Below are 11,689 nucleotides of genomic sequence, written 5' to 3' on the forward strand. Positions count from 1 at the left end.
TTTTGGTGACTTTTGTCGCGACTGACAAAAGTTACTCGCCCAAAGAGCTTGCGAAGCAAGCCGGGCGAAACCGCCTTTGACTTGTCGAGGCCCGCCAACCCGGCGGTAGCGACACACAGCCTAGCGACAGAGCAGCAGACGAACCACCCGCTATCAGCCCGCGAAGCGGGCGGGCGGAACCGCCTTTGACGTGTCGAGGCCCCCACGGCAACCCGTGGCAATGACCATTCCAGCACCCGCACCCCGTGCGCACCCGCCAACCCGCAGGCTACAATGCCTCACCCCCCAAAATGAAAAAAGAGCAATGCCAGATGACCTGATTCGCGGCAATCGCCGCTGGGCGGAAGGAATCCGCGACGAATCCCCCGACTACTTCGAGCGCCTGGCCGCGGTCCAGAAACCGGACTACTTCTGGATTGGCTGTGCCGATTCGCGCGTTCCGGCCAACGTGGTCACCGGTCGGGATCCGGGGCGGATTTTCGTGCATCGCAATATTGCCAACGTGGTCCATCCGGCCGATCTCAACCTGCTCTCCTGCCTGGAGTTCGCCGTCGAGGGCCTGGGTATTCGCAATATCGTGGTCTGCGGTCACTACGGCTGCGCCGGGGTGCGTGCGGCGACTGAGGACATGGTGCACGGCCTGGCCGATCACTGGGTCGAGCCGATCCGGCGCGTCGCGCGGAAGAAGGCCGACGAGCTCGATGCGCTGGGTGACAGCGAAAGTCGCTTGGACCGGCTGGCCGAGCTCAATGTGATCGAGGGCGTCAGCCGGGTAGCCGAAACACCGATCATCCAGCGCGCCTGGTCGCGCGGCGACGACATCGCCGTGCACGGCCTGATTTACGGCCTCAAGGATGGCCTGCTCGAGTCCCTCGATTGTTCCATCCGTCGCGAATCCGCCTGAACGGCGTCAAACAAGGCCGCGTTCGGCCAGTGACACCACTTCACCGTCGCCGACGATGAAGTGATCGAGCAGGCGGATATCCACCAGCCCCAGCGCATCGCGCAGCCGTCGTGTGATCGCCAGGTCGGCCTGGCTGGGCTCGGCGATGCCGGAAGGGTGGTTGTGGGCGACGATCAGGGCCGCGGCGCGGCGCGACAGGGCCTTCTCGACCACCACGCGTGGATGCACGTGGGCCGAGTCGATGGTGCCGGCAAACAGTTCGTCGAAGGCGATGACCCGGTGGCGGGTGTCGAGGTGCAGGGCGCAGAAGACTTCGTGCGGTCGGTCCCTGAGGGCGGCGCGCAGGTATTCGCGCGTGGCCTGCGGGCTGGTCAGCGGCCGGCCGCGTTCCAGGTTCTCGCGTAAGTGGCGCCGGGCCAGTTCGAGAGCGGCCTGCAGCTGGGCATACTTGGCCGGGCCCAGTCCCGGCGTATCGCAGAAGACTTCGCAGTCGGCCTCGAGCAGACCGCGCAAGCCACCATGGCGATTGATCAGGTGGCGGGCGAGATCCAGCGCCGAGCGTCCGCGCGCGCCGGTGCGCAGCAGGATGGCCAGCAGCTCGGCATCGCTCAGCCCAGTCGGCCCGTTGTCCAGCAGGCGCTCGCGCGGTCTTTCGGTCATTGGCCAGTCGGCGATTCGCATGGCATCGTTCCACTTGTCGGTCGGAACCGTTATTCTGGGCAGCGCCCGGCCCCAAAGACCATCGCCAACTGACTCCGAACCCGGTAGGAAATCGACTCAAGCGACCATGAGCAGCCTTGCAGGAAGACAGGTCCTCGTCGGCGTAACCGGCGGTATCGCCGCCTACAAGACGCCGGAACTGGTGCGGCGGCTGCGCGAAGCCGGCGCGGAGGTGCGCGTGATCATGAGCGCCGGTGCCGAAGCCTTCATCACGCCCTTGACCCTGCAGGCGGTCAGCGGCCACCGGGTGCGAAGCGATTTGCTCGATCCCGAAGCCGAGGCCGGCATGGGCCATATCGAACTGGCGCGCTGGGCCGACGACATCCTTGTTGCCCCGGCCACCGCGCACGTCATTGCCCGCCTGGCCCACGGCCTGGCCGACGATCTGCTGGCCACTCTGGTGCTCGCCAGCGAAGCACGGTTGTGGCTGGCGCCGGCGATGAATCGCGTCATGTGGGATGCCGCGGCAGTACGCGACAATGCCGCCCGGCTGGCCGAACGCGGCGTGCGCCTGCTCGGCCCCGGCTCCGGTTCCCAGGCCTGTGGCGAGGAAGGTCAGGGCCGCATGCTCGAACCGGCTGAACTTGTTGCGGCGTTGTCAGCGGTCGGCGCGGAGGGTCCGCTGGCCGGTCGCCGTTTTGTCGTCACTGCCGGACCGACCCACGAACCGCTCGATCCGGTGCGCTTTATCGGTAATCGGTCTTCCGGACGAATGGGTTTTGCCGTGGTTGCCGCACTGGCCGAGGCCGGTGCCGATGTCGACCTGGTGGCCGGGCCAAGCACCCTGGCCACGCCGCCGGGAGTGCGGCGTGTGGACGTTCGTACGGCCATCGAAATGCGCGAGGCTGTGATGGCCCGTATCGCAGGTGCCGACGGCTTCGTCGGCGTGGCGGCAGTGGCCGATTACCGGCCGGCGGAAGTGGCCGGCGACAAGATCAAGAAGTCGGACAGCGCGCTGCGGGTCGAACTGGTACCCAATCCCGACATCCTGGCCGAAGTCGCGGCCCTGGCTGAACGCCCGGCCCTGGTGGTCGGATTCGCCGCCGAAACCCGGGACATCGAGGCGGCCGCGCGTGGAAAGCTCGAGGCGAAGGGGCTGGATTTGATCGCGGCCAACCAGGTCGGTGATGATCGCGGTTTCGAGCAGGCCGACAACGCACTCGAGATCTACGCCGCCGACCGACACTGGTCGCTGCCGGCTCGCCCCAAGCCGGAGCTGGCGCGCGAGCTAGTTGCTATCATCGCCGAACGAATGCCGCTGAGGGAGCAGCACAGCCAATGAATGACCTCAAGGTGAGGATTCTCGACCCGCGCCTGGGCCGCGACTGGCCCCTGCCGGCGTACGCCACCGAAGGCTCGGCCGGGATGGACCTGCGCGCCTGCCTGGATGAAGCGCTAACGCTCGAGCCGGGCGAGACGGCCCTGCTCCCTTCGGGCATGGCCATTCACCTGCAGGATCCCGGTCTGGCAGCAGTGCTGTTGCCGCGCTCGGGCCTGGGTCACAAGCAGGGCCTGGTGCTGGGCAACCTGGTCGGGCTGATTGACAGCGACTATCAGGGCGAAGTCAGGATCTCCTGCTGGAACCGCGGCCGCGAATCGATCCGGATCGAGCCTGGCCAGCGTGTCTGCCAGCTGGTCGTGGTGCCGGTGGTCCAGGTGCAACTCGAGATCGTTGATGCCTTCGAGGTCAGCGAGCGCGCCGAGGGCGGGATTGGCCACACGGGAGTGCACTGACATGACTCAGTTCGGGCCGACAGATCGAAAGGAGACGGGTTCATGAACCAGCGAAGGATCGGTGTCGCCGTTGTGTTTGTGGGCGCTGCGGTGCTGCTGGCGGGCGTTTTGCTGGCCGGAGTGAAGTTCGTTTCGGGCGGTGGCTCCGAGCTGCCCCCGCCCGAGAGCGTGGACGCCATGGAGTCGGCCATCGATCAGGCCCGTCAGATTCTGCAGGATCCGCAAGTGATCGAGGCGGCTCGCTCGGTACTGGCCGGCGGCAGTGCCGAGGCCCTGCGGCGGCCCCTGCGTTCGGCGGGTGCGGCCAACGTGATCGATGCGCAGGTTTATTCACCGCCGCTGGAAGACATCGCGCTCGGCAGCTATCCGGAGCCGGATTTTGCCGTGCTTCACATGCTGATCGAGGCGCGGCGGCAGGGGTTGGCACCGGCCCAGGTGCATTATTCGGGCACGGCCAACGAGAACCTGGTCCTTGCCGCGGCTATCCCCGAGGCGGGAGTTGATGCCGATGCGCCGGCCGGTTACCTGCTCGTGCGACTGCCCGTCAGCCTCGTTGCCCGCCGCATCGGCGAGGCGGCCGAGCGGCAGTGGCTGGCATTGCAGCAGGATGACAGCATCATCGCCAGCGCGGGTGAACTGCCGGAGGAGATCGAAGCCGACAATGAATTCCCACTGGCCGGATCACAGTTGCGTCTGCTGACGGGACGGACCGGAGTGCTGGACGGTATCGCCTATCCGATGGTCATGGGTATCGCCGTCGGTGGCGTATTGCTGCTGCTGATTGGACTGTGGGTCTGGCGCAAGCCGGACTCGCCGACCGTTCCGGCGCCGCGACAGGAAGGACAGAAATCGACCGCGCGGACACCGGACGAGCCCAAGCCGGTAGCGGAGGGCAAGAAGGCGGCCGAGCCGAAGCAGGATCTGCCCGACTGGATGCTCGACGAGGAGCGGGCTGAGGAAGCGGCCGGGCCCTTTGCCGACATGCCGAAGCCGGCCGAGCAACCGGAGGATGCTCCGGCGAAATCGACGGAAGCCGGGACGAGCAGCGACGATTCGCTGCTCGACGTGCCGGATCTCGACACCATTCTCGAACAGATTGAATCCGAGGGGGTGGAGCTGGACGAGGAGTCAAGCCTGCCCCCCGATGCAGAGCTCGCCGCCGAGTCCGAGCCGGAACTCGATTTGGATCTGGACGAGAGCGATGCCGGGCTGCTGGGCGAGGAGCTCGATTTCGACGATGAGAACCCCTTCGAGGATGAGGGTGCCATCGGTGCGGACGAGGGGGCGGATACCGAGGCCGATGAGGTCGAGGAAGCTCCGGCCGCGGACGCTCCGGACAAGGAACGGGTCCAGGCGCAACCAGGCGACGCCGCCGAAGACGATGATCTCGATTTCACTGCCGAACAGGTCGCCGAGATCCCGAGCGACGATGATTCGGAGCAGGCGTCGGAAAAATCCTCCAGCGAACTGGATCTGGACTTCGCCTTCAGTAGCTCGATCACCGAAGATGAACGTGGCCACGAAACGTCGGAAGAATCCGAGCCGGAACCGACGGCGGCGTCGGCCGCTTCAACCGAGCCTGAGCTTCCCGAAGCGGCGGCAACAGAAGACGCGCCGGAAGACCTGCAAACAGCCGTCGAGGCACCCGGCGGCTTGTATCGTTCCGGCAGGATCACCGGCACCTTCGAGCAGGATCTGACCGCGGCATCGGCCACGGCCATCGGCCGCGCGCTCGGTGCCATGCTGCATGAGCGCGGCCAGGGTCGCATCGCCGTGGCGCGCGACGGGCGGGTCAGCGGCCCGATTCTGCTCTCGGCCCTGATCCGGGGCCTGCGCAACAGCGGCATCAATGTGATCGAGACCGGGGCCGTGCCCACCCCGTTGCTGTGGTTCGCCGCCGCCGAGCTTGCCGACGGCTGTGGTGCCATGGTCACCGCCTCGCACGAGCCGGCTGAGCGCAATGGGTTTCTCATCCACATTGGCGGTCGCCCGCTGGACGCGGCTTCAACGAAAGAACTGGCGCAGCGCGTCGAACAAGGGGACGTCGCCGAGGGTCGCGAAGAGGGCGACTACGAACAACAGGACATCCGCGACCGTTACGCCGAACGCTTGAGCGCTGAAGTCCAGCTTGAGCGCTCGATCAAGGTCGTGATTGACTGCGGCAACGGCATCGGCGGCACCGTTGTTCCCGAGCTTGCAGAGGCCATCGGGGCTGATTTGATTCCGCTCTACTGCGACGTCGACGGAAGTTTCCCCAATCATTTGCCCGACCCGATCGCGTCCGAGGCGCTCGAGGACCTGCGCTTGTGCGTGCGCAACTTCCATGCCGATCTCGGCATCGCTTTCGACGGCGACGCCGACCGGCTGGTACTGGTGGCCAACACCGGCGAGATCGTCTGGACCGATCGGATGCTCATGCTGCTCGCGCGGGACGTGCTCGGTCGGCACCCGGGTGCATCGGTGGTCTTCGACGCGCGCTGTTCGGGTCACCTGACGCGCTGGGTCGAGCAGCTCGGCGGACAAGCGGTCATGACGGCCGTCGGTGAGCTGCCCCTGGCCGAGAAACTCCAGGCACTCGAAGCCCCGCTGGGTGGAGAATGGGACGGACATGTCATCGTCGCCGACGGCTGGTATGCCTTCGGCGATGCCATCCATGCCGCAGCGCGATTGATGGCCCTGTTCGCGGCCGACTCCCGTTCGGCCGACGAGATCGTCGACGAGCTGCCTGAATTCACGGGCAGTCCCGAGCTGGCGGTTCTCACCGAATCAGAACAGAGTCGGCAACTGCTTGACCGACTGGCGCAGGAGGGCGAATTCGGTGATGCCCGCGTCACGCGGGTTGGCGGCGTGCGGGTGGACTGGGAAAATTGCTGGGGGCTGGCGCGCGTCGACCTCGAGACCGGTCACCTGCTGCTGCGTTTCGGCGGCGACGATGCTGCCGCGCTGGGCCAGGTTCGCAGCCGCTTTCGCGAACAGCTGCTGGCGCTCGAACCGACCTTGAAACTGCCGTACTGACGATCGCGCTTCAGTCGCCTTGTTCTAGTAGGCGTATTCGCGAAACAGGCGGGTCAGGTCGCCGTCCCAGCGGTGCTCGAATGCATCGAGCTTGACCTCGGCCGGCGTGGTGCCACGGTCGACCACCTTGTGCAGCGAGTTGAGAAAGCCGCCCTCGTGATCGCCCGAGCCGTCGAGGCGCTGGCGGCGCGCCAGGCCATTGCGGGCCAGGTCGAGCAGTTCGCGAGCAATTTCGAGCACGCTGCGGCCGTGGATTTCGGCCTTCAGTCCGATGCGGGCAACATCGTCGCGCAGGCGCTGGCGCTCCTCGGTGCTCCAGTCGCGGGTCAGTTCCAGGCAGGCGGCGAGGTTGTCGGCGTCGTAGAGCAGGCCGACCCAGAATGCCGGCAGGGCGCATAGTCGCCGCCACGGACCGCCGTCGGCGCCGCGCATCTCCAGAAAGCGCTTGAGCCGCACCTCGGGGAAAGCCGTGGTGAGGTGGTCTTCCCAGTCGGCCAGGGTGGGCTGCTCGCCCGGCAGGGCCGGCAGGCGACCGGCCAGAAAATCGCGAAAACTCTGCCCGGCACAGTCGATCATCCGGTCGCCGCGCTTGACGAAGTACATCGGTACGTCGAGCATCCAGTCGACATAGCGCTCGAAGCCCATGCCCGATTCGAACACCCACGGCAGCATGCCGGTACGGTCGGGATCGGTATCGGTCCAGGCCTGGCTGCGATAGCTGAGATAGCCGCTCGGGCGCCCCTCGACAAAGGGCGAGTCGGCGAACAGGGCCGTGGCGATTGGCTGCAGGGCCAGTGAGGCGCGGAACTTGGCGACCATGTCGGCTTCGCTGGCGTAGTCGAGATTGACCTGCACCGTGCAGGTCCGTTTCATCATGTCATGACCGTGGCGCCCCACTTTCGGCATGTAGTTGCGCATGATCACGTAGCGCTTCTTGGGCATCCAGTCGATGTCGTCGAGCGTGGCGGTCGGATGAAACCCCATGCCAAGAAAGCCGATGCCGAGCGGTTCGGCCACGGCACGCACCTCGGCCAGGTGGGCATTGACCTCGTTGCAGGTCTGGTGCAGGTTATCGAGCAGTTCGCCGGACAGTTCCAGCTGGCCGCCGGGTTCGAGCGTGACCGAGCAGCCGTCCTTTTTGAGTGCAATCGGCAGGCCGTCTTCGAGCACCGGTTCCCAGTCGAAGCGCTCGGCCAGGCCTTCGAGCATGGCGCGAATCGAACGCTCGCCGGCGTAGGGCAGCGGCTTGAAGCTTTCGAGGCAGAAGCCGAATTTCTCGTGCTCTGTGCCAATGCGCCAGTCCGATTCCGGCTTGCATCCGGATTCGAGCCAGGCGGCGAGCTCGCGCTTGTCGGTAAGAATGGTGTCGGGCTTCAAGGCGGGACAGCCGGCTAGAATGAGGCGCCAATTATCCCTTTTTTGTTTCCGTGCTGCATGAGCGTCCGGAACAAATCTGGAACCACGGAAAACACGGAAGTCACGGAATGATGGATTCTGAACCAACGCTGGAGCGAGGGTCGCCATTCCCGAGCATGGCGTATCGCTGCGGGGAGCAAGGCGTCTTCCAACGCTTTCGTTCCGTGCTTTCCGTGTCTTCCGTGGTTCCAGTCTTCTTTGTCTTGATGCTCGCCGCCAATGCGGCAACAGCCGCCACGCTGCACCGTGGCGTTGGGCCGGAGCCGGACTCGCTCGACATCCACACCGCGCAGACCCTGTCGGCACTCAACGTACTGCGCGATCTGCACGAAGGCCTGATCACCTTCGATGCAGGCGCCGAACTGGTGCCCGGCGTGGCCGAATCCTGGACCGTCAGTGAGGATGGGAAGACCTGGACCTTCCGGCTCGACCCCGAAGCGCGCTGGTCCGACGGTGAACCGATCGTTGCTGCGGATTTCGTGGCCGGCTGGCGCCGCGCGCTGAACCCGGCGACCGCCTCGCCGACGGCCGCTCTGCTCGACGTGGTCACCAATGCCCAAGCCGTTCGCAGTGGCGAGGCCGATGCCGAGTCGCTCGGCGTCGAGGCGGTCGACCGGCACCGGCTGGAGGTGCGTCTGGTCCGTCCCCTGGCCTGGTTCGACGAGCTGCTGACCCATCCCGTGACCTACCCCTGGCCGGGTGATCGCGGCGAGCGCTACAGCGGGGCGTTCGTTCTGGCCGAGCGGGTCCCGGGAGCACACCTTGAACTACTTCCGAACCCCGCCTGGCGAGCGGCCGACACGGTCGCGCTCGAGGGCCTGATCTGGCACGTCATCGAACAGCCCAACGTCGAGTTGGCGCGCTACCGGGCCGGCCAGCTGCACGTCACCGAGACGATTCCGCCCGGGCGGGTCGACTGGCTGCGCGAGCAGTTCGGCGAGGAACTCAGGATCTCGCCTTATCTGGGAAGTTTCTATCTGGGCTTCAACCTGGCGCGCGAGCCGTTTGCCGAATCACCCGGACTGCGGCGCGCACTAAGCCTGGCCATCGACCGGGAACTGATCACCGAGCGGGTTCTGGGTTCGGGTGAAATCCCGGCCTGGGGACTGGTGCCGCCGGGCATGCCCGGCTGGTCCGAAGGCCGCCAACCGCCGTTGCCGGCCGCCGAGCGCCTGGCCGAGGCCGAGCGTCTGTATCGCGCCGCCGGCTACGGTGAGCACCGGCCGCTGAAAGTGGAACTGCGTTTCAACACCTCGCTCACCCATCGGCGCATGGCGGCTGCCATCGCCGCGATGTGGAAACTGCACCTGGGCGTGCAGACCCGCCTGGTCAACGAGGAATGGAAGGTATTCGTCACCAACCGTCGCCAGGGTCGCCTGACCGAAGTGTTCCGCGGCGGCTGGATCGCCGACTGGCGCGACGCGGCCAACTTCCTGCAGTTGTTCGTCAGTGATCACCCGGGCAACTACACCTTCTTCGACGATCAGCGCTATGACGAGCTGATGGGCCGGGCGACCCGGCTGCGTGGGCCCGAAAGGCTGGAGATGCTGCGCGCGGCAGAAAGCCGGCTGCTCGAGGAACAGGCGATCATTCCCCTGTACTACTATGTCTCCAGGCATCTGGTGAAACCCGAAGTGAGCGGATTCAAGGACAACCCGATGGACGTGCACCTGTCGCGCTGGATGACGCTGCCGTGAGGCGGCTGTTGCCGGCGCTTTCGCTATTACTGCTGGCTGCGTGCAGCGGCGGATCCGGTGAATCCGAGCCGTTGCCGGCGCCGGAACTGTCGCAGCCGGTCGAGGTGGTCTTCGACGAATCGGGTCAACCGTTGCCCGAAGTGCTGGCAGAAATTCAGGTGGTACACCGCGGCAACGGCGATGAACCGCAGACGCTCGATCCGCACCTGGCCGAGGGCGTCCCTTCCGCCAATATTCTGCGCGATCTGTTCGAGGGCCTGACCACGACCGCACCGGACGGCCGCGTCGTGCCCGGAGCGGCCCGGCACTGGGACATCAGCCGCGACGGTCTGACCTACACCTTCTTTCTCGACCCGGCCGCTCGCTGGAGCAACGGCGAGCCGGTCACGTCCGAGGATTTCGTCTGGTCATGGCAGCGTGCGGTCGACCCGGAAACCGGCGCGTCCTACAGCCGCATGCTCTCGCCCGTGCGCAATGCCGAGGCGATTTTTTCCGGCGAACTGCCGCCCGATGAGCTGGGCGTGACGGCGCTCAGTGAAACGACCTTCCAGGTACAGCTATCGGATCCGACGCCTTATTTTCTCGGCCTGCTGACCCATCCCACGACCTACCCGGTCTGGCGGCCGTCGCTCGAGGCCCATGGCGACAGCCATGTCCGCCCCGGCAATCTCGTCTCCAACGGCGCCTTCGAGCTGGCCGAGTGGCAGGTACGCTCGCGTATCGAACTGACGAAGAATCCCCATTTCCGGGCCGTCGACGACGTCATCGTCGAGCGCGTGGTCTACTATCCCTTCGAGGACGAGAATACCGAGTTCAATCGTTTTCGGGCCGGCGACCTGCACTGGACCTACCAGTTGCCATCGGGGCAGTTCGAATGGCTGAAGCGCGAAATGCCCGAGGCGCTGATGGTCGCGCCCTGGTTCGGCACGTACTTCTTCTCGTTCAATCTGACGCGCGAACCTTTCGAGGAAAACCTGGCGCTCAGGCAAGCGCTGACCCTGGCCATCGACCGCGAGATTCTGACCGAACGGGTCAGCCGCTACGGCGAAATCCCGACCTTCAACCTGATTCCGCCGGGTTTGCCCGACTACGAATCGCCACAGCCCGAGTGGGCCGACTGGACCCAGCAGGAACGCGAGGAAGAGGCCCGCCGCCTCTACCGCAAGGCCGGCTACGGCGAGGATCGGCCGCTGGAGGTCGAACTGCGCTACAACACCTCGGAGAACCACCGCCGCATTGCCGTGGCGATGTCGGCCATGTGGAAGCAGGTGCTGGGCGTGCGAACGCGGCTGGTCAACGAGGAATTCCGGGTCTTTTTGCAGAACCGCGCTCAGCGGCGCGTCACCGAAGTCTTCCGCTCGGGCTGGATCGGCGACTACATGGACGCCTTTACCTTTCTCGAGCTGTTCCACTCCGAGCACGGCCGCAACGACGCCGGCTTTGACAACGCACGATACGATCGCCTGCTCGAGCGCATCGCGTCCGAGCGAATTCCGGCTAGCCGCCGCAACCTGATGGCCGAAGCCGAGCGCATGATCCTGGCCGAGCAGGTCATCCTTCCCGTCTACCACTACGTCACCAAGCGCCTGATCGACCCGCGCCTGAAAGGCTGGGAAGAAAATGTCATGGATTACCATTTGACGCGCTATATGTACCTGGTGAGGTCCCGAGAGGTCGGGGCGGAAGAGGCTTCTGAGGAGTCTGATCGTGCGGAGTAGGTTTGCCTCACGCCAGGGCGCGAAGGCGCCAGGGTCGCCAAGAAGACCTGAAGAAGATGTAATAGTGAGTGCTGCAGTCGATGAGGCTGTGAAGATTCATCGCGATCTGGGGCCTGGCCTTCTTGAGTCGGTATATGAAGCTGTATTGGCCAAGCGGCTTACAGATCAGGGAATGCAGGTAAAGAGGCAAGTCTCCGTCCCCCTCGTCTATGAAGGAATCAAATTCAAGGAGGCTTTCCGAGCGGATATCGTCGTCAATGAGAAGGTAATACTTGAATTGAAGGCGGTCGAGAAATTGACTCGAGCGCATAAGAAGCAGTTGCTCACCTATCTCAAGCTCTCGGAGTTGCGCGTGGGCTTGTTGCTGAACTTCTCCGAGGAACTCATGAAACACGGAATCAGCCGAGTGGTTAACCAGTTCGATGAATCTTGATTTCTTGGCGAACTTGGCGCCTTCGCGTCTTGGCGTGAGGCAAGTCAGCGCT

At 65.2% G+C, this 11,689-nt stretch carries 9 protein-coding genes; 7 read left to right on the forward strand and 2 right to left on the reverse strand.

The genetic code is table 11. The annotated features are described in order from the left end of the window. Positions 1-304: 304 nt before the first annotated feature. Positions 305-904: a carbonic anhydrase gene (locus tag G4Y73_RS11650; protein WP_164231832.1), complete on the forward strand. Its 600-nt coding sequence runs from the start codon at positions 305-307 to the stop codon at positions 902-904. A gap of 6 nt (positions 905-910) precedes the next feature. On the opposite strand, the gene radC is transcribed toward G4Y73_RS11650, so the two are convergent. Then, positions 911-1,585 carry a DNA repair protein RadC gene (radC, locus tag G4Y73_RS11655; RefSeq protein WP_164231833.1) on the reverse strand — a complete coding sequence of 225 codons (675 nt, stop codon included), beginning with the start codon at positions 1,583-1,585 and terminating at the stop codon, positions 911-913. Between the two features lie 106 nt (positions 1,586-1,691). On the opposite strand from radC, the gene coaBC reads away from it, so the two are divergent. The 3 genes from coaBC to G4Y73_RS11670 are packed head-to-tail and all read left to right on the forward strand — an operon-like array spanning position 1,692 to position 6,373. Beyond that, positions 1,692-2,906, forward strand: a complete 1,215-nt coding sequence (coaBC, locus tag G4Y73_RS11660; RefSeq protein ID WP_164231834.1) for a bifunctional phosphopantothenoylcysteine decarboxylase/phosphopantothenate--cysteine ligase CoaBC — start codon at positions 1,692-1,694, stop codon at positions 2,904-2,906. Next, on the forward strand, positions 2,903-3,358 hold the full coding sequence (gene dut / locus G4Y73_RS11665) for a dUTP diphosphatase (protein ID WP_164231835.1): 456 nt from the start codon (positions 2,903-2,905) through the stop codon (positions 3,356-3,358). Before coaBC ends, dut begins: the two co-directional genes overlap by 4 nt. Before the next feature lie 42 nt (positions 3,359-3,400). Next, on the forward strand, positions 3,401-6,373 hold the full coding sequence (locus G4Y73_RS11670; RefSeq protein ID WP_164231836.1) for a phosphomannomutase/phosphoglucomutase: 2,973 nt from the start codon (positions 3,401-3,403) through the stop codon (positions 6,371-6,373). 24 nt (positions 6,374-6,397) lie between these two features. Here G4Y73_RS11670 and G4Y73_RS11675 read toward each other — a convergent pair whose 3' ends face one another. Next, on the reverse strand, positions 6,398-7,750 hold the full coding sequence (locus tag G4Y73_RS11675) for a glutamate--cysteine ligase (RefSeq protein ID WP_240451332.1): 1,353 nt from the start codon (positions 7,748-7,750) through the stop codon (positions 6,398-6,400). 221 nt (positions 7,751-7,971) lie between these two features. Here G4Y73_RS11675 and G4Y73_RS11680 point away from each other — a divergent pair, with 221 nt between their 5' ends. The 3 genes from G4Y73_RS11680 (at position 7,972) to G4Y73_RS11690 (ending at position 11,637) form a co-directional block, all read left to right on the forward strand. Next, on the forward strand, positions 7,972-9,486 hold the full coding sequence (locus G4Y73_RS11680; RefSeq protein WP_164231838.1) for a peptide ABC transporter substrate-binding protein: 1,515 nt from the start codon (positions 7,972-7,974) through the stop codon (positions 9,484-9,486). Beyond that, positions 9,483-11,204: a peptide ABC transporter substrate-binding protein gene (locus G4Y73_RS11685; protein ID WP_164231839.1), complete on the forward strand. Its 1,722-nt coding sequence runs from the start codon at positions 9,483-9,485 to the stop codon at positions 11,202-11,204. Before G4Y73_RS11680 ends, G4Y73_RS11685 begins: the two co-directional genes overlap by 4 nt. Positions 11,205-11,268: 64 nt before the next feature. Next, on the forward strand, positions 11,269-11,637 hold the full coding sequence (locus tag G4Y73_RS11690) for a GxxExxY protein (RefSeq protein WP_346426855.1): 369 nt from the start codon (positions 11,269-11,271) through the stop codon (positions 11,635-11,637). The last annotated feature ends 52 nt before the right edge of the window (positions 11,638-11,689 follow it).

This window comes from Wenzhouxiangella sp. XN201, assembly GCF_011008905.1.
Taxonomy (GTDB): domain Bacteria; phylum Pseudomonadota; class Gammaproteobacteria; order Xanthomonadales; family Wenzhouxiangellaceae; genus Wenzhouxiangella.